Genomic DNA, 18,005 nt, shown 5'->3' on the forward strand with positions numbered 1-18,005 from the left:
TGCTTAATCCGCTAATTCTTTTTTGCCCCAAATGGCCGTTCCTTCGTTGTTTAACCCTGTAAACAACAATGTTTCTTGATGATTTTCCCAGTCATATCCATTGTGCACGATGACCTGGTCTATAAATATACCATTTCCATAGTTTAATGTCAGCCACGGGGCATCATAAGACCACTTGTTCGCTGACTCCCCACCGATGGTGCCATCTGCGTGAAGTCGAATTTCATACGATACCTGCAAATTAGGGTCAGTTTGTTCGGCTGCAAAACCCGGAACCACCTGATAGCCCAACACTATTTGCTCCCAAGATCCCACCAGGGCATCACGCGTCACTGTCGTCCTTTCGAGGTTCGCAAATCGCTGCGGAGAAGCGACGGGCCATCCCTCGTCTGTCCAGAAGAGCTCCCGGACATGCATGATCATATAAAAACGATCCACGACCGGCCTTCCCTGATGGGCGATAAAAAAGCGTCCATCTTCTTCAAAAGCCGCATTATGCGCAGTGCCTTGCCATCCAGCATGTCCCTCAAAACGATAAGGGGCAACGATCATGGGACCGTTATCCGCTTCCCTGTTCATATCATTTCCGTGGAAATCCAAAAATGGGCCTTCAGGGCTTTTCGACCTCCCTACGCGAATATTATACTTGCTTTCCAGCCAATCATACGATAAAAAAAGGTAATAATAACCCGTGGAGCCGTTAAAGATCACCTCCGGCCCTTCGATGTTGCCATTGATGATCCCATTGGTAAAGCCTCTTTGGGCTACCCGCTTTCCTTTGTCATCCGGTGTTTTCGCCAGCCCTGTGGCCGGATCCAGCTCCAGCACATATATACCATCGTAAGCCGAGCCATAATACATCCAATGCCTGCCATCCTCATCTATGATCACGGAAGGATCGATGGCATTGGTCATGGGAATATCCGTATTTGAAGTGACCGCCAAACCGGCCTGCTGCCAAGGCCCCTCGGGAGTATCCGATGTCAATAAGCCAATGGCACTGAGCTTATGGACCCCCGATGACAGGGAGTAATATAACCTAAACTCGTCATCGGTCGCCAAAATATACGGAGCCCATGTGTTTTCGAAAGGCTCTCCGCCATGAGCAGAAATATACCCTGTCGCTTGTGGCGGCAAACCATCATAAGCCCATCCCACAAACTGCCATTGAACCAAATCCTTGGACTTACGGATCTGAACGCCCACCTTAAGCATCGGATGACCATAAGCCACGTCTGTGCTATAACTGTAAAACCACTCCCCCACTTTTACTATGGAAGGATCGTGGACATTATAGGGTCCCCACTGGGCGCTATTGCCAAAAGAGGAAATAGCACCATAAGTATCCATGATATCGGTCAACTGGAAAGCCTCTTCCGCTTTGGGCTGTCCAGTGTTAGCTGGAGCTTCCGGATCCACAGCACACGCTGCTAACCCCATAGCAAGCACCAATAACTGGCAAACTGCTCGGTATAATCGGGGAAGGTTCATTTACTCTTCTATGCTCACCTGTGGCCAGCCTTTATTATCCCAGCTAATTTCTCTTATAAACAGCCTTGGTCTACCATTTTCTTGTGCATCATAACCATGAAAAATCAAATAATCTTTTCCGTCAAATGTATAAGTGGAATTATGTCCTACTCCATACCAGTTTTCATCACCCTCCAGCACCAAGGTACCACCGCCATTGTACATACTCTTTCCTTCTCGGTCTACATAGGGGCCCTTAAGGTGCTTAGACCGGCCCACCATCATTTTATAGGTGCTACGCTCCCCTCTACAGCAAAGGTCAAATGACACAAAAAGATAATAATAACCATCTTTCTTAAAGATAAACGGAGCCTCCACAGCTGCATCTCCTGGATCCCTTTCATCCAGTTCGAAGGTGCGTTTCCTTCTCACCAAGGTATACCAGTCTTCTGGCCCATTCTCTACTGATAACATATCCTCTGACAGCTTCACCAACTTCAATCCACCCCAAAAGGAGCCGAAAGACATCCAATGAGTTCCCTCATCGTCAGTAATGATATTGGGATCAATGGCATTCCACATATCCCTGCCCGGCACGCTTTCGATTACGATCCCGTGATCGGTCCAGCCAAAATCAGGGGAAGTAGAATCGAGTGTTTTAGTGGTGGCTACGCCAATGGCAGACGTGTTTTTGGCAAATGTGGAGATAGAATAATACAGGTAATACTGACCGTTATGGAAAAAAATATCTGGTGCCCAAATGTGGTTAGCAAATTCAGGAACAACCTCTTTGGCCCAAGCGGGCGCCTCTGCAAAAACCGGCGCTTCACGCTCCCAATTTTCCATGTCTGGAGAAGACCACACCGCAATTCCCCTACCCGTACAAAACAGGTAATAGGTGTCGTTTTCCTTGATCATCACAGGATCATGCACCGAAATGGTCTGAGCCATTCCTGAAAAAATGCATGTCAACATCAGAAATAAGGTAATCAGTGTTTTTTTCATGGCTATTCTCATAAATGAGAAATTCAGCCACCCCTTCAGATGGCTGAATATTCTACAGTTAAATAGGCGTTAATAGTGGTGACTTAATTGATGGACACGTTGTCCACTTGGGAATAAAGCAACTCTTCCACACCAAGTGTTTTTACACCTACCCTAACGAATAAGTCACTTCTGCCTCTTAAGTGATTGGGAACGGTCACGTCCACGGTAGCAGGCGTCCCCGGGGTCACCTGTCCGTCAAAGAACCTTCCCAGTCCTTCATTTCGTACGATGTCCGTGAGGGAGGTTCTCCCCATGTACACGTCCGTAAATTCCAAGGTACTGGCAGCATTAATCTGATTCACCGTAAAGCTTGCCCTGACAATAGTATCATTGACGATCTCATAACTAGGCTCATCGAGTGTGAAATAAGGATTCACTTCAACGTTGATCTCTTGGGAGCCATTCAATGCAATGTCCAAGGAATCCGTCTGATCCATCCACGGACCATTGCCGCGGATCAAAGTGAGCTTGTAATCACCGTCAAATAATTTGGCAGAAAAGGTTCCGTCCTGCGAAACATAAACGGGAATCTTTTGGAACAGGTCATAGCCATGCTGCCAAAGTTCCAGTTGGACCCCTTGGTTTCTTACCCCAAGCGGTTCCCCTTCATACACAATCCTACCGGTCAAGGTGGATTTTGGCTCTTCAAAATTATCGTACTCGCAGCTGGCCACCATAAAACCCAGCACCAGCAAAAGGCACGATTGAATGATATTTAGTTTCATAATTGGCATCTTTTAGTGGAATGGATTTCTTACAATTTTCGGATTGGCATCGATGATATTCTGCCCGATACGGGAATAGTAGTTCCCCAACCTGAAGAAGCGGGGAGCCCTAAAGCGTGGCACCACTTCTTTGACGAACACATACTTACCATCTCTAGGATCACCCGGCCTGATCACCCTGTAAGGATACAGGCTATAGGCCATACTTTCCGGATTATCCGTACTACCTGACCATTTCAGGTGAGCTACCCTCCAGCGCTTATAATCCCATACCACATGGTCTTCAAACGCCAGTTCCACTCTTCTTTCATGACGAATCTGCTCTAATGTCACGCTAGAAAGACTGTTGGCTCCGAAACCTGCTCTTTCTCTGAGGGTATTCACATAGCCAAGGGCTTCTCCTGATTCACCAAGCTCGAAAGCAGCTTCGGCGGCATTCAGGTAAATCTCTCCAAGGCGGAACCTCACCCACCATACTTCACTAAGGTTACCTCTGGTACTGGATCCTGGGGTATCGTCTACATACTTACGCAGGTAAAAACCTGTGTTACTTACATCTTGCAAGCTTCTGTGCGGACCAGCTTCTGATTTTAATATGCTCCCATCGGTGTAAACCGAGCCAAGGTCGGGCTGCTGATCAGCAAATTCGATCATATCATAACCTGATCCATTCCATTCCATTACGCCAGCTTGCATAAATATCTCCTGTCCTCTAAATGGCGCTCCAGGATAGATAATCGTACCATATAGACGCGCATCCTTATTGGCAAAGATATCCTCCACATTGTCATAATAAATGTAATCTGAACCATCGGCAGTGCGGGTTCTCAATTCCCCTGAGCTACCATCCAAGTACTCATAATCTTCCACCAAATTCAAAATCGGCGTCAAGGCAGAAGAAGCCAGATTATCTTCACGGGCAGATCGAGCCACATTATCATAGGTAAACCAATGGCGCTTATCGGCCGAGGCCAAGTAATCTTGTACCCAAATCACTTCGGTGTTGCTGGACTTGGAAACGATCGCCTCGTAGAAGTTCTCTCCCAAGTCCGGATTGTTGTTATATAACGCATATCCACCTTCCTGAAGAATGGTTCGAGAAGCTTCCAACGATTTGGTAAAATACCCATCCGCTGCGGAAGCAGGGATGCCCACTTCTCCACCAGGCAAAGAAATCGGTGATGGCATCAGGTTATTGTACTTGGCAATGGAACCGGCATAAAGCGCAGCCCTACTGACCACTGCCAATGCAACAAAACGATTGGCCCTGGTGATGCTTTCTCCGTTGCCCAGTGTAGGCATGATTGCCTCCATTTCACTGATTACAAAGTCATAAACCTCTTGCTCCGTATTTCGTGGATACTGCAGGTACGTAGGATCGCCACTGAAGTCATAAATTAATTCTTCCGTGATGATCGGGACCCCTCCCATTCGCTTCACATGCTCAAAATACACGAAGGCTCTGATAAACCGCAACTCACTGATAAACTGCGTTCGCTGATCCTCTGGCAAGGAGGAAAACGTATTTAATTTATCGATCGATAAGTTAATGTCCCGGATCAAATTATAATCCCAAAGCCCCCATCTTCCATAATCATAAGTGAGGAGATTATTCAGGTAATCATTTCCTGTATATCCTGACCAAGTGGCTTCATCATAGGCGGCAAAGTCCACCCATCCTGCTTGGAGGGAGGTGTGCGCCGGTAGACGGTCATAGAAATTGGACAATACGCCAGTAATGGATCCAGCGTCATTCCATACTTGGTCATCAAGTAATATATTCGGTGGCTCACGGTCTAGCCAATCAGACTCACAAGAGCTCATCAACAGCCCTGCAACTACCGCAAGCGTTATCGTTAATTTTGATAATTTCATCATTTTGGGGTTTAAAAGGTTAGGCTAAATCCAAAATTGAACAGTCGCTGCTGTGGATACACCAAGCCATTAGCAGAACCAATTTCCGGGTCGATACCAAAGCTCTTCACATTGTCAAAAGAGACCAAGTTGGTACCGTTGGCATACAGCCTTAGTGAACCGATGCCATATTTTTCCAAGAAGGCTTTTGGCACTCGATAGCCCAGCTCAAGGTTTCTCAATCTTAGGTAGCGCACATTGGTCAGCCAGAAATTACTGTGTCTGTAAAGGTGATCGGCTCCCGCCCTTCTGATGGCTGGGTAAGTACCTGGTACCCATTCACTGTCTGCGTTAAATAAGTCCTCGCGGTGCCACCTGTCTTCAAACATAAAATCAGGCGAGTTTCCATTGTTCTGGAAGGGATATCGAAGTTCCCAATTTCTGGTAAAGGTCTGCATAGATGCCCCCGCAAAACTGAAGTACAGTTCAAATCCCTTATAACTAGCTGATCCATTTAAGCCAAAACTCATATAGGGATTGGCCCCTTCTGCATATCCAATAGGGCGTTCATCGAGGTTGTTGATTAAACCGTCCCCATTGACATCTTCGTAGATAAAATCTCCCGGTAGCACATTTCGGTTACCGTTTCCATCGATATCCACTGGATAGTTCTCGATTTGCTCCTCACTTTCAAATCTACCAACCACGTTATAGCCCCAGTTGATATTGGACCACCTACCGTCTTCCATCGAACGGTATTGATTCCAGGAATTACCAAAGCGAGGCTTATACCGTTCCAGTACTTCTTGCCTTGAAACTGTAGCATTGGCACTGATGGAAAAGTCCACTTCCCCTGTCTTGCCTGTATAGGTCACCATACCTTCCACGCCTCTATGGACATCAGACTCGAGGTTTTCGGACGGTAGGCCATAGCCTACCTCTAGCGGAAGCAAAACGTCATACCTTCCTGCAGGAATCCCTGTTCTCTTGCGCTGAAACACATCGGCTTGAACAAACAACTTACTGTTGAACAGATAAGTATCTATACCGATATTCACATTTGTATTGGTAATCCAGGATAAGTTGGTCACCGGCAGTCCCCTAGGATCTACGCCTGGCACAAAACCACCGTCCAATACAGCACTTCCTCCTGCGCTAGGGATGAAGTCGTAGCCAGCATAGTAGCTAAATGGCGCCACGATGAATTCATTGCTTCCGATCCATCTATCGTTACCGGTTTGGCCCCAGGAAGCCCTGATTTTCATGTCCGAAAGTACATTGCCCTTGATATTATCCATAAAGGACTCGTCCGTGATTTTCCAACCCGCTGAAATCCCAGGAAAGAATCCATATCGATCTTCTTTTGGGAAAAGGAAGGAGCCATCATATCTGGCAATAAATTCAAGTAGGTATTTTTCTTTATAGTCATAGTTGATTTTACCCAAATAACCGTCCCTTGCTTCCTGATAGATTTCATCAATCAGCAAATCCTGATCGGCAAATGACATCAACGGGATATAATTATTCGGTGGTACGGTATGCACGACCATGTAGTGGGATTGTTGATCCCATCGCTCGTATCCTAAGATGGCAGACAGGTTATGTACCCCGAAATTCTTGGCATAATTGAGTTGAAACTGCCCCACACGGTCTACTGTATTTCTTTTTCTTCTTTCTCTCCATGGGTTTTGGTTACCCATATTATCGTTGGTGAAGTACGTATCCGTTGCTTCATCATAGCCATAGCCATCATAAGTATACTCAAACCCATTAAAATCAAGATTGGTATAATTGTAGGAATATGTACCTTTCATGGACAGGCCAAAATCGAAGTCGTATTGCGCAAAGAAATTCCCCTTAATCGCACGCTGCACTTCTTCGATATATCCTGTGATCTCCTTGGTATATGTAGCAGGATTGACGTTGATATTGTGTACCTCTCCATTGACATAATTGGGATTGTCATTGGCATAAGGTCGCTCTGTAGGCCACATGGTAAAGATACTCAGGAATGGGTTAAAGTAATCGTCCAAACCTGGTACCCCTACTTGTTCCCTGTTTTCGATACGGCCACTAAGCTGCATACCTACTTTAAAGCCATCTGCCAAGGTAACATCGACATTTGACTGGAAATTGGTCCTTTCGAAAAGGTAATCTTCAATGGTAGCATCTTGTTTAAGGTGCCCCAAAGAGATATAATACTTAGTGTTTTCAGATCCTCCCACGGCACTACCATTAATGGAATATTGCGGCACATTAGGTTTAATCACGAAATCGTAATAATCTGTGCTTACATAGCCCTTTTCGGTACCTTGCTGCCACTTGGCCAATTCTTCCGGGGATATTCCCGGAGCCCTACCAGCATTAACATTGGACTCTGCATTCGCCCTCACATATTGATAGGCATTGGCCGGTTGAGGGTAGCGGGTAAAGTTCTGCAAACCATAATAACCGTTCAGACTGATCTCTGCGGGCTGATTGGCCTTACCTTTTTTGGTAGTAACTAATACCACACCGTTTGCTGCACGCATACCGTAAATCGCAGCGGATGCATCCTTCAGCACCGAGATGCTCTCAATGTCATTCTGACCAAGGTTGTTAAACTGGGCTGCATCAGAAGGGATTCCATCGATTACATACAGCGGTGTACCCATGTTTCTAATTTGAATGGATGCACTGGAACCTGGTCGAGCATCGGTCTGCCGTGCGGTTACTCCTTGAATCTTTCCTACGAGTGCTTCTGAGGTAGTCACGGAAGGGGTTTTGATCAAGTCATTCGAATCTACTTCGCCTACGGCGCCGGTAATGGTTCCTTTTTTCTGAACACCATAACCTACTACGACTACTTCACCCAAGTCACTTAGGTTTTCACCTAGGGTGATGTCTATGTTGGTCTGGTTACCGACCGTGACTTCTTGTGATTCATAGCCAAGATAAGAAAATACCAAAACGCTTTCTGCTGATGGCACGTCCAACGTATACTTTCCATCCAAATCAGTGGCTACACCGATGCTCGTTCCCTTGACCAACACGGAAACACCGGGAATGGGTATTCCCTCTCCATCAACCACTGTTCCTGAAACAGTGATTTCCATGGTTTGACTTTTAGGAAAATTCGATATTAAAAGAGGGGGGTGAGAGAGCGGCGCGGCTCCAAGTGGAGGGACTTGCTGTAAAAGAAATGCTCCTAGCAAAGTCGCCACCATAAAATGCTTACGTAAAGCTTTACATTTCATATTAATGGGGTTTATTGAAAATTAGAAACTCATTAATCATTTAATAACTCACGAACAGCGAGTACCTTGAGCAATCACATCATGCTCAGCAAGCTAGATTAAAAATAAGTGTACCAAAGCCACTTATTAATTATTTCGAATATTAGAGAATATTCTACGCTTTCGCAAAAATTAAATGTGATTTTAACACTAATAAATTACAGAAACTGGCTCTGGTGAATTTTATAAAAAGGGTTTGAGTTGAGAAATTTTAATGATTTAGAATAAAAAAGTGTTTTTTACACAATTATCAATAACGAAACAGGACTTGGTTTACAAATAGTGGAAAAATAATTTTATTGAAAAAATTTTCTTACTTCAAAATCATATTGATAAAACAACATCAACTGCAACCCATTCATATGAGTCATCATGAATACCAATAATACATGAAATAAGATTGCATAAAAAAAGGCGGGAAGCCCCGCCTTTTTTACTCAATTTTATCCTCAATGAATAGAATGGTCTACTATTCCTCCTCATAAATCGCAGAAGGCCACTTGTCATTGCCTATATTAACATCAGGTAACACCTTATCCGGATCGATCTCTATACTTTTTACCTCCTTATCGGTCTTATAAAGATGGTTCCACTGATCACCTCGTTGCCAGATTTCCACCGGTAATTTAAATCGCTCGGATGTTCCGTCCTTGAAGGTAACCTCTACCAGTACTGGCATCGGCACACCACCTCTGTTCGAAAGTGCCAATACATAATTACCGCCATATGGATAAACACCATCTAAGGACAGGTCGATATTTTCCGTTCCATAGAACCAGTTCTGCCAGAACCAATTCAAATTTTCACCGGCTACATTCTCGATATGATTGAAGAAGTCCGTAGGCTGCGGGTGTTTAAATGCCCATGTTTCAATATAAGATGTAAAAGCATTGTCAAACCGCTCATGGTCCAGGATATATTCGCGCAGCATAATCAATCCCATACCTGGCTTCATGTAGGCTGTCATTCCTAGATTGCTGGTATTCACCACATCTGGATAAGTATCAATTCCCTCACGCGTTTCCCTGTTAAACCAAGAAACATATTTTCTGGTATGGTCTAGATCAGCAGGGTACTCACCATCATTGAAGGCCAAGGTGCTGTAGTGGTTGATAAAAGTATTGAAGCCTTCATCCATCCAAGGATAAAGCCGCTCGTTACTGCCCACAATCATTGGGAACCAGTTGTGACCAAACTCATGATCGGTAACCCCCCAAAGTGATTCACCTTTGCTCTCATAACCGCAGAAGTTAAGCCCAGGATATTCCATTCCCCCAATGTCAGCGGCAACGTTCGTAGCTGTAGGATAAGGGAATTCAAACCACTTCTCTGAGTAATGCTCGATAGAGGCCTTACTGTACTCTGTAGATCGGGACCAAGCTTCCTGTCCATCACTTTCTTTAGGATAAACAGATTGGGCCAAGATGGTTTTACCGCTAGGCAAGTCTATTTTGGCGGCATCCCAAATAAACGCCTGTGAAGAAGCAAAGGCTATGTCCCTAGAATTTTCGATTTTGAACTTCCAGGTCAAGTTCCCTTCTTGTTTTAACCTGGTGGCTGGATCAGCTACTTCATCAGGAGTAAGGATATAGACCGTGCTATCACTTTTCATGGCCTTGTCCATTCTGTCCTGCATGGTGCTGGTCATCACGTCTCCAGGATTTAGCAATTTACCGGAGCCTACCACAATATGGTCAGATGGAGCCGTCACGGAATATTCAAAATCACCGTACTCCAAATAAAACTCACCGGCACCAAGATAAGGTTCGGTGTTCCAACCTTTCACATCATCAAAAACCGCTGTACGAGGATACCACTGCGCAAGGGCATAGATGGTACCTTCCTCTACCTCTAGACGGCCCATTCGATCCATTCCCTTTTCTGGAATTTTGTAAGAAAAGTCCATGGAAATAGTTGCCTTCCCACCTTTTGCGGGAATCGCCTCATCAAAAAACACCTGCATCCTTGTGTCAGTCACCAAATATTTGTCAGAAGCATCACCTCTTTTGCCGACCTTTGCAGATACATTGGACAACTGATAACCTCCGTCAACATCGCCATTGTACCGGTTTCCTTGGATTGGCGTGGTCAAGGTTCCCCTAGAATCTTCGGTAAACCTGTTTTGCTCCAGATAAAGCCATACAAAATCCAAGGGCTCTGGGCTGTTATTGGTGTAATGAATGGTCACGCTGCCGGTAATGGTATGCGCTTCATCGTCCAACGTCACATCGATTTCATAATCAGCCCGGTTTTGCCAATACATCGGCCCCGGCTTTCCGGAAGCAGATCGATACATGTTTCCTTTACGGTAAATAAAATCGCCAAATTCACTTTGGTTGTTCTCTTCCACTTGCTGTGCTACCGTAACCTGCACTACAAACAAGCATAAAAACAAGAATGAGAGTTTCTCTAAAGTATATTTCATATCTTGAGTTGATTATAATATTTCGCCAAATTTACATAAAGATTGACGAACAGAAAATGTATTTATTTTAATGGTTAAAGAATTAAAAAATCAACGGTCAGAAACATAACCAACGCCCTTCTCTAATTTGCTTGGCAACTTCGAAAACCAGCAGTAAAACCACTACCTATTTTACAGAATATTTTAGGCGGTAGGATTTAAGAGCAAGGGTATCCCGATCCGTTAAGGTATCCAAAAAATCCTCATTGAACTCGTTATGACTTGTCCCAAAGTCAACAGACATCAATTTATTATCCTTATTATAACGCACGAGCTTATAATATAGCAGCGTCACATCCAAGGCGGACCGTTCATCCCCATACATGATATGGTGCACATCATAGCGCCCATTTTTACTGATATCATAGGGGAATTTATAAAACTCAGTTGCTACCAGTGGTGAATCCTCCACTTCATTGGTTACGGTGGATTTCATGATAATGGCATCATACTCCCTTTTCATCTCTGTTATCTCTGTGGCATACCTTATCCTACCATCAGCGAAAAATGTAATTTGAGCACCCGCTCCATAATTCATCCCAGGCTCTTCAAACCTTGAATTATAAAAAGTGGAACCAATGCTATAATATCGATCCAAAAACTCAGCAATAACAGCACTGTCTGTCCTAGTGTCCAGCAATTTCACTCCTGCATATACACGCATGTCAGATGTCGCAGCAATTGTGTCAAAAGTCATGGTAACCGGATAATCCGGAACTTCCTCCTCCTTATCACAAGAACATAGAACCACCATTAGGCATAAAAACACCCAAGCATTTAGATAAGTAGCTGAATTCTTCATTTCCATTATATCAAAACCCTATTTTCTTATTCTTCCCAAACTTAATTATTATAATATCCCTAAGCGATGACATACGCAAAAACTTATCACCACTTAGGTATATAGTTAAATTTAACAACAGTATTTTAGCTAATCCACTAAACTACAACACTTATGACCCGAAAAATCCCTGAAGGGGAATCCCGAAACAAGAAACACACAAAACTAAAATTAATCCGAGCGGTTCGTGAGGTTATCCGTATGTAAGAATATACCAAACTAGGTGTCAACCGCATTGCGGATACCGCACTTAAAAGTATAAACCATTTTCAGGACGCCTCCCACCGACATGCATTAGAACTAACCGTTAATAAGTTCGAGAAGTTTTTTCCTGCTTTTCCATGATTTTACCTGTGACTCGCGCTCTTTCACTGCTGATTTTGACAGATAAATCTCATGGTAGCTAATGGCCCAATCATTAGCCCTGCCAGTAAATCCGCTGTGGTTAGTATTGTGCCTTCTTAGCCTTTCCTCAAGGCGGCATGATGTGTGGCCTATGTAATACTTGTCCAGCTCTCTGGAATAAAGTATATAAAAATAATATACCATCGATTTAAAATAAAAAAAATCCTTGGCACATACCAAGGATTTCCTGTGGGAATTGAGGGATTCGAACCCCCGAACACTCCCGATGTGAATCGGGATGCTCTGAACCAACTGAGCTAAACCCCAGCGCAACACTATCCCGTGCGCTCGATGAGCTGTACCAGCTTTGTCCTACTCTTCCAGGATTTCACCTGTAGCTCCCGCTCCACTGCTTCGGTTTTTGATTGATTGGTTTCACAATAGTGAACCAGCCAGTCATTGACCCTACCTGTAAATCCTTTGTGATTGGTATTGTGCCGCCGAAGCCTTTCCTCAAGGCGGCATGATGTGTGGCCTATGTAATACTTGTCCAGCTCTCTGGAATAAAGGATATAAAAATAATATACCATCGATTTAAAATAAAAAAATCCTTGGCACATACCAAGGATTTCCTGTGGGAATTGAGGGATTCGAACCCCCGACCACTCCCGATGTGAATCGGGATGCTCTGAACCAACTGAGCTAAACCCCAGCGCAACACTATCCCGTGCGCTCGATGAGCTGTACCAGCTTTGTCCTACTCTTCCAGGATTTCACCTGTAGCTCCCGCTCCACTGCTTCGGTTTTTGATTGATTGGTTTCACAATAGTGAACCAGCCAGTCATTGACCCTACCTGTAAATCCTTTGTGATTGGTATTGTGCCGCCGAAGCCTTTCCTCAAGGCGGCATGATGTGTGGCCTATGTAATACTTGTCCAGCTCTCTGGAATAAAGGATATAAAAATAATATACCATCGATTTAAAATAAAAAAATCCTTGGCACATACCAAGGATTTCCTGTGGGAATTGAGGGATTCGAACCCCCGACCCTCTGCTTGTAAGGCAGATGCTCTGAACCAACTGAGCTAAATTCCCAAGAATATTTTAAACCACCTTTTTGTTTCTGGTCATTTCCAAGAAACGTTGTGGGAATTGAGGGATTCGAACCCCCGACCCTCTGCTTGTAAGGCAGATGCTCTGAACCAACTGAGCTAAATTCCCAAGAATATTTTAAACCACTTTTTGTTTCTGGTCATTTCCAAGAAACGTTGTGGGAATTGAGGGATTCGACACCCCGACTGCTCCCGATATAAATCGGGATGCTCTGAACCAACTGAGCTAAATTCCCATTACTCGTCAACCATTTGTTGTTGAATTGGATTGCAAAGGTAGGTGTTTTTTTTATTGCAGCAAATAATATAATAAAAAAAATATCAGCTATATGGTAACTAGCTGATATTCTGAATAAAAAGTTAACTAGAAATAACAGGTTAAATATCAAATTTAATTCCTTGTGCCAGTGGAAGATCAGTACTATAGTTAATGGTGTTGGTTTGTCTTCTCATATAAGCCTTCCAGGCATCCGAACCAGACTCTCTACCACCTCCAGTTTCTTTCTCACCACCAAAGGCCCCGCCAATTTCAGCTCCCGAGGTACCAATGTTAACATTGCTAATACCGCAGTCAGAACCTTCACTGGAGAGGTAGCGCTCTGCTTCCCGCATATTGGTGGTCATGATAGCAGAAGACAACCCTTGCGGCACATTATTCTGCATGGCAATCGCCTCATCGAATTCACTATATTTCATAAGATACAAGATAGGCCCAAACGTCTCTTTCTGGACGATCTGGAAATGATTTTCTGCTTCAAATACACTTGGTCTCACATAGCAACCCGAAACATACTCCTCTCCTTCCAAAAGTCCTCCGGCCACTACCTCCTTTCCGCCTTCCGCTTTGACCCTTTCGATAGCGGTAAGGTAATTCTGCACTGCATCTTTATCTATGAGCGGGCCGACAATGTTATCCTCATCGAGGGGATTCCCAATGGTAAGCTTGGAATACGCAGCAACCATCCTTTCTTTTACTTCTTCAAACACTGATTCATGAATGATCAATCTCCGGGTACTGGTACATCGTTGGCCAGCGGTTCCCACTGCCCCGAAAAGTGCCCCCCGGATAGCAATATCTAAATCAGCATGCTCAGTAATGATAATAGCATTGTTCCCGCCAAGCTCCAAAAGCACTTTTCCTAATCTTCCTCCGACCGTCTCCCCAACAGATTTCCCCATTTGGGTAGAGCCGGTAGCCGAAATGAGCGCTACTCTAGGATCTTGGGTAAGAAATGCCCCGACATTGGCACCCCCAATAAGCAGGGAAGTGATCCCTTCAGGAAAACCGTTTCTATTAAAGACATCAGCAGCGATTAGTTGACACGCCACAGAGGTCAAAGGAGTCTTTTCAGATGGCTTCCACACACAAACATCTCCACACACCCACGCGATCATCGTGTTCCAGGACCAGACAGCTACCGGGAAGTTAAAGGCTGAAATCACTCCTACAATCCCCAATGGATGCCACTGTTCATACATACGATGGCTCGGGCGTTCTGAATGCATAGTAAGCCCATACAACTGCCGGGAAAGGCCTACGGCAAAATCACAGATATCAATCATCTCCTGTACCTCACCCAGTCCCTCTTGATAGGATTTCCCCATCTCATAGGACACTAGCTTTCCAAGGAGGGACTTTTTGTTCCTGAGCTCAATCCCAATTTGGCGCACTACTTCCCCACGCTGAGGAGCAGGAACTTTCCGCCAAGCTTTAAAGGCCTTTTCTGCCTGATCCAAGACTTTCTCATAGGACTCTCGCGTGGTCATCTGAACTTTCCCTAATTCCTTTCCGTCCACCGGAGAGTAACTGCTAAGCCATTCTCCTTTGATATCTATAAACTCCACCCCTGTCCAAGTTCCCTTATTTACCTCGTTCAGCCCGAGGTCTTGAAGAAGTGTTTTTGTGTCAAATGTGCCTGCCATGATCCTTTTGTTTTAGCTAATTTGTGTTTATCTGTAAGCCCAATTTTGGCAAATGGGATGAGAAGTTATTTAATTATTTGAAGAAATTAAAGAAGCCTCTCTATTTATGCATTTATCAAATAAATTTATCCGTTCAAAATGAGTGATGATAGCCAAGTTCCACCTCCTCACCAACCCCAAATGTAGCAAACCAACTCCATATACCGTATAGATAAATAACCAACCGCGCTTACCATGAAACCTTATGTTTACCTTTTCACTTTTTTGCTGGTATTTACATCCTGCCTTAAGGACAATGAACAGAGCAATGTTTCCACTCAAAATTGCGCTAATACTTCCTTTGATGAATTAGCCGTTGATTTCTGTCTGCTTTCGATTGATTCTGTCCCTGCCACCTCCTTCCGCCAAGGAGAAAACATTATCTTTGCTTTGACACTTCACAATCTCACCTCGGACCAGCTGACTATCAAGCCAGCCTTTCTCCACAACCACCCTTTTGCGGTTCGCAGCCAAAACGATATTTTTGGTATCGGGACTCCCATCACTGGAGTTTGGTGTCAATTTAGCTTAAACCCACAAGAATTGGTCTTGGCTAAAGGTACATCCATTACACTGAGGGCACCGTGGTTTTGGGACGACGAAATAACGCCTACCTACCCACTATGCAAAGCGGACTCTAACCCGGTCATTCCTCCGGGAAATTACATTTCAATGGTGGACTTAGACTTTTCGATAGAAAATAACGCAAGCACCAACATCATAGACGGTCCACAGCTTACGGTCTTATTTGCTGTGGAAAACTGAACAAGAAAAACCCCCTGTTCCATTGGCACAACATTTGACACAGGCATCACATTGATCCATTTTTAACTCCCCAAAAAATGAAAAGATACCTCCTACTACTTACCGCTTTCTTGCTGCAACAATTGGCTTTTGGCCAACTGATCGAACGCAACTTCTTTGGAGACTTGGAATACCACTCCAGAAATGGTGAATATAAAGCTACTTTGGAAAAAAACGTCTTTAACGATCTAGTGTTCAGCGACAACATGCATAACAAAATCACTTTTGAGGAAAAATACCTTCATTGGGAGTATGGCGATTTGTTGAAAAACGAACGAGAAGAACACATGTTCCTCATGGACTTAGTTCGTCAATACCGACGGGAATCCCACTACAAAGCCACCTATGAGATTGATATCTTTAACAATTTGGTCATCGAAGACAACAGAAGCTATAAACTCGAAGTAGGCGAAGACATCTTCGGCAACATCACCCACGAAGAATCCATTAACGGACATCGCATTGCCATTACGAGAGAAAAAGACGGCGGGCTTATCTATGAATCGAACAGCCAAAAAGCTTCCTTGCAAAAGGATATTTTTGACCGATGGATTTATGAGGATAGTCGGGAAAACAAGCTTGTATTCACTAATACTTCGTGGGCCAATATGGAAAGAAAATACGGAAATCACGAGCGTATATTTCAACACTTCATGGATGAGCTCCTGTTCATCGAAAATAATCCCAGTCCCCGCATTAGAAGAAGTCGTGACCATTAGTTGATTTTTCCTTAAAGCCATATATTTGTTGAAGGCCTGAATACAGGAATATCCTTGGCAAAAGAATATATCTTTCATAGTGCCGTTAACCTATTTTCAGTTTAGATAAGCCGTATATGAAAACGCTTCCATCACTCCGCACCGTTACGGTAACGCGGTACATTTTGCCCCTCCGGGAAGGCGGCTCTCTACCGGCCCTCGCCGAAGCGGACGATGGCTTTAAGTACGCCCTGAAATTCAGGGGAGCAGGCCAGCGGGAAAAGGCCCTGATTGCGGAACTCTTAGGGGGAGAGATCGCGAGACTGCTGGGCTTTAAAGTTCCCGAACTGGTATTTGCGGAATTGGACGTGGCCTTTGGGCGATCAGAGGGGGATGAAGAAATCCAGGACCTGCTAAAAGGCAGCCAAGGACTCAACCTGGCCCTGCACTTTTTATCCCAAGCGATCAACTTCGATCCACTGGCCATGAAAGTAGACCCTCTTCTGGCGTCCAAAATCGTTTGGCTGGACATGCTGATCACCAATGTGGACAGGACTTTTCGCAACACCAATATGCTGATGTGGAACAGGGAACTTTGGCTGATCGACCATGGAGCGGCATTTCTTTTCCATCACAGTTGGAACAATTGGGAAAGAAATGCCCAAGGCACCTTCCCTATCATCCAAAACCACGTACTTTTGCCTGAAGCAAGCATGCTGGATGAGGCAAATGAAATTTTAAAGCCGCTATTAACTCCTGACAAGATCAAACAAATCGTATCCCTGATCCCCAAATCTTGGTTGCTCGCAGGCGGGGAAAGCGAAGATGCCGAAGAACTGGCAGGAGTTTATTCATCATTTCTGAACCTAAGGCATGCCCATGCAGATTATTTCACCAAAGAAGCAAAAGATGCAAGGACAGCTGTTATATGACTACGCCATCATCCGGGTCGTACCCAGGGTAGAGCGAGAGGAATTCATCAACGTAGGCGTAATCATCTGCGGTACAAAAAGCGGCTACTTACAGGCCAAGCTGCATTTAAATGAATCAAAGCTCCTAACTTTAGACCCAGAAGCAGATGTATCCATGATCAAGGAAAACCTGGCATCCTTTGAAAAAATATGCCAGGGCTCCAAAGGGCCTATCGCTACTATGGACAAGGCTTCACGCTTTCGATGGCTCACGGCCGTACGAAGCTCGGTCATCCAGACTTCCCGGCCCCATAGCGGATTTAGCCATAACTTGGACGATACTTTAGCGCGCCTATTCAAGGAGTATGTACTTTAGCTCTCATTTTCTGCTTTTCAGATCAGAAACTTGTGGTTGATGGTAAAACCGTCACTGGGAGAGGGTATTTTGTAGGATGTAACTCCGAATAGGTGTCGATGTTACCATTACCCCCCGCAAA

15 protein-coding genes and 2 tRNA genes are annotated in these 18,005 nt (G+C 44.5%); 4 read left to right on the top strand and 13 right to left on the bottom strand.

Annotated elements, in window-relative coordinates:
• Positions 1-3: 3 nt before the first annotated feature.
• From ECHVI_RS02520 to amaB, 13 genes are all read right to left on the bottom strand, one after another.
• A complete protein-coding gene (locus tag ECHVI_RS02520; RefSeq protein WP_217189915.1) occupies positions 4-1,440 on the bottom strand; it encodes an arabinan endo-1,5-alpha-L-arabinosidase in 1,437 nt (478 codons plus the stop codon).
• Between the two features lie 51 nt (positions 1,441-1,491).
• The gene (locus tag ECHVI_RS02525) at positions 1,492-2,475 is read right to left on the bottom strand and encodes an arabinan endo-1,5-alpha-L-arabinosidase (protein ID WP_015264371.1); all 984 of its coding nucleotides are present in this window, start codon (positions 2,473-2,475) and stop codon (positions 1,492-1,494) included.
• An 83-nt stretch (positions 2,476-2,558) separates the two neighbouring features.
• Entirely contained in the window at positions 2,559-3,242 is a 684-nt protein-coding gene (locus ECHVI_RS02530; RefSeq protein WP_015264372.1) for a DUF3823 domain-containing protein, read from the bottom strand.
• A 12-nt stretch (positions 3,243-3,254) separates the two neighbouring features.
• Positions 3,255-5,117 (bottom strand): RagB/SusD family nutrient uptake outer membrane protein, encoded by a 1,863-nt coding sequence (locus tag ECHVI_RS02535; RefSeq protein WP_015264373.1) that lies wholly within the window; start codon positions 5,115-5,117, stop codon positions 3,255-3,257.
• An 11-nt stretch (positions 5,118-5,128) separates the two neighbouring features.
• Complete coding sequence (locus ECHVI_RS02540) at positions 5,129-8,191, bottom strand: SusC/RagA family TonB-linked outer membrane protein (protein WP_245553415.1); 3,063 nt, start codon at positions 8,189-8,191, stop codon at positions 5,129-5,131.
• A gap of 649 nt (positions 8,192-8,840) precedes the next feature.
• Positions 8,841-10,796 carry a M1 family metallopeptidase gene (locus tag ECHVI_RS02545; protein ID WP_015264375.1) on the bottom strand — a complete coding sequence of 652 codons (1,956 nt, stop codon included), beginning with the start codon at positions 10,794-10,796 and terminating at the stop codon, positions 8,841-8,843.
• Positions 10,797-10,962: 166 nt separating this feature from the next.
• The gene (locus ECHVI_RS02550) at positions 10,963-11,637 is read right to left on the bottom strand and encodes a hypothetical protein (RefSeq protein WP_015264376.1); all 675 of its coding nucleotides are present in this window, start codon (positions 11,635-11,637) and stop codon (positions 10,963-10,965) included.
• Positions 11,638-11,976: 339 nt separating this feature from the next.
• Positions 11,977-12,225: a GIY-YIG nuclease family protein gene (locus tag ECHVI_RS02555; protein ID WP_015264378.1), complete on the bottom strand. Its 249-nt coding sequence runs from the start codon at positions 12,223-12,225 to the stop codon at positions 11,977-11,979.
• 131 nt (positions 12,226-12,356) lie between these two features.
• Positions 12,357-12,611 carry a GIY-YIG nuclease family protein gene (locus tag ECHVI_RS02565; protein ID WP_015264379.1) on the bottom strand — a complete coding sequence of 85 codons (255 nt, stop codon included), beginning with the start codon at positions 12,609-12,611 and terminating at the stop codon, positions 12,357-12,359.
• A 130-nt stretch (positions 12,612-12,741) separates the two neighbouring features.
• Positions 12,742-12,996: a GIY-YIG nuclease family protein gene (locus tag ECHVI_RS02570; protein WP_015264379.1), complete on the bottom strand. Its 255-nt coding sequence runs from the start codon at positions 12,994-12,996 to the stop codon at positions 12,742-12,744.
• Positions 12,997-13,041: 45 nt separating this feature from the next.
• Positions 13,042-13,116, bottom strand: a tRNA-Val gene (locus tag ECHVI_RS02575).
• A 51-nt stretch (positions 13,117-13,167) separates the two neighbouring features.
• A tRNA-Val gene (locus tag ECHVI_RS02580) sits at positions 13,168-13,242 on the bottom strand.
• 269 nt (positions 13,243-13,511) lie between these two features.
• Complete coding sequence (gene amaB, locus ECHVI_RS02590) at positions 13,512-15,056, bottom strand: L-piperidine-6-carboxylate dehydrogenase (protein WP_015264380.1); 1,545 nt, start codon at positions 15,054-15,056, stop codon at positions 13,512-13,514.
• A gap of 234 nt (positions 15,057-15,290) precedes the next feature.
• On the opposite strand from amaB, the gene ECHVI_RS02595 reads away from it, so the two are divergent.
• The 4 genes from ECHVI_RS02595 to ECHVI_RS02610 all read left to right on the top strand — a co-directional run bounded on the left by ECHVI_RS02595 (position 15,291) and on the right by ECHVI_RS02610 (position 17,884).
• Positions 15,291-15,860: a hypothetical protein gene (locus ECHVI_RS02595; protein WP_015264381.1), complete on the top strand. Its 570-nt coding sequence runs from the start codon at positions 15,291-15,293 to the stop codon at positions 15,858-15,860.
• Positions 15,861-15,937: 77 nt separating this feature from the next.
• The gene (locus ECHVI_RS02600) at positions 15,938-16,618 is read left to right on the top strand and encodes a hypothetical protein (protein WP_015264382.1); all 681 of its coding nucleotides are present in this window, start codon (positions 15,938-15,940) and stop codon (positions 16,616-16,618) included.
• Between the two features lie 116 nt (positions 16,619-16,734).
• The gene (locus ECHVI_RS02605) at positions 16,735-17,529 is read left to right on the top strand and encodes a HipA family kinase (protein WP_015264383.1); all 795 of its coding nucleotides are present in this window, start codon (positions 16,735-16,737) and stop codon (positions 17,527-17,529) included.
• On the top strand, positions 17,507-17,884 hold the full coding sequence (locus ECHVI_RS02610) for a DUF3037 domain-containing protein (protein ID WP_041738271.1): 378 nt from the start codon (positions 17,507-17,509) through the stop codon (positions 17,882-17,884). Before ECHVI_RS02605 ends, ECHVI_RS02610 begins: the two co-directional genes overlap by 23 nt.
• Positions 17,885-18,005: the final 121 nt, after the last annotated feature.

It is taken from the genome of Echinicola vietnamensis DSM 17526, from assembly GCF_000325705.1.
GTDB classification, from domain to species: domain Bacteria; phylum Bacteroidota; class Bacteroidia; order Cytophagales; family Cyclobacteriaceae; genus Echinicola; species Echinicola vietnamensis.

What these genes read in the sequence shown, in the direction of transcription:
- ECHVI_RS02520 (WP_217189915.1), bottom strand. Translation starts at nt 1,440, where the DNA reads ATGGGGTTAGCAGCGTGTGCTGTGGATCCGGAAGCTCCAGCTAACACT.
- ECHVI_RS02525 (WP_015264371.1), bottom strand. Translation starts at nt 2,475, where the DNA reads ATGAAAAAAACACTGATTACCTTATTTCTGATGTTGACATGCATTTTT.
- ECHVI_RS02530 (WP_015264372.1), bottom strand. Translation starts at nt 3,242, where the DNA reads ATGAAACTAAATATCATTCAATCGTGCCTTTTGCTGGTGCTGGGTTTT.
- ECHVI_RS02535 (WP_015264373.1), bottom strand. Translation starts at nt 5,117, where the DNA reads ATGAAATTATCAAAATTAACGATAACGCTTGCGGTAGTTGCAGGGCTG.
- ECHVI_RS02540 (WP_245553415.1), bottom strand. Translation starts at nt 8,191, where the DNA reads ATGGAAATCACTGTTTCAGGAACAGTGGTTGATGGAGAGGGAATACCC.
- ECHVI_RS02545 (WP_015264375.1), bottom strand. Translation starts at nt 10,796, where the DNA reads ATGAAATATACTTTAGAGAAACTCTCATTCTTGTTTTTATGCTTGTTT.
- ECHVI_RS02550 (WP_015264376.1), bottom strand. Translation starts at nt 11,637, where the DNA reads ATGAAGAATTCAGCTACTTATCTAAATGCTTGGGTGTTTTTATGCCTA.
- ECHVI_RS02555 (WP_015264378.1), bottom strand. Translation starts at nt 12,225, where the DNA reads ATGGTATATTATTTTTATATACTTTATTCCAGAGAGCTGGACAAGTAT.
- ECHVI_RS02565 (WP_015264379.1), bottom strand. Translation starts at nt 12,611, where the DNA reads ATGGTATATTATTTTTATATCCTTTATTCCAGAGAGCTGGACAAGTAT.
- ECHVI_RS02570 (WP_015264379.1), bottom strand. Translation starts at nt 12,996, where the DNA reads ATGGTATATTATTTTTATATCCTTTATTCCAGAGAGCTGGACAAGTAT.
- amaB (WP_015264380.1), bottom strand. Translation starts at nt 15,056, where the DNA reads ATGGCAGGCACATTTGACACAAAAACACTTCTTCAAGACCTCGGGCTG.
- ECHVI_RS02595 (WP_015264381.1), top strand. Translation starts at nt 15,291, where the DNA reads ATGAAACCTTATGTTTACCTTTTCACTTTTTTGCTGGTATTTACATCC.
- ECHVI_RS02600 (WP_015264382.1), top strand. Translation starts at nt 15,938, where the DNA reads ATGAAAAGATACCTCCTACTACTTACCGCTTTCTTGCTGCAACAATTG.
- ECHVI_RS02605 (WP_015264383.1), top strand. Translation starts at nt 16,735, where the DNA reads ATGAAAACGCTTCCATCACTCCGCACCGTTACGGTAACGCGGTACATT.
- ECHVI_RS02610 (WP_041738271.1), top strand. Translation starts at nt 17,507, where the DNA reads ATGCAAGGACAGCTGTTATATGACTACGCCATCATCCGGGTCGTACCC.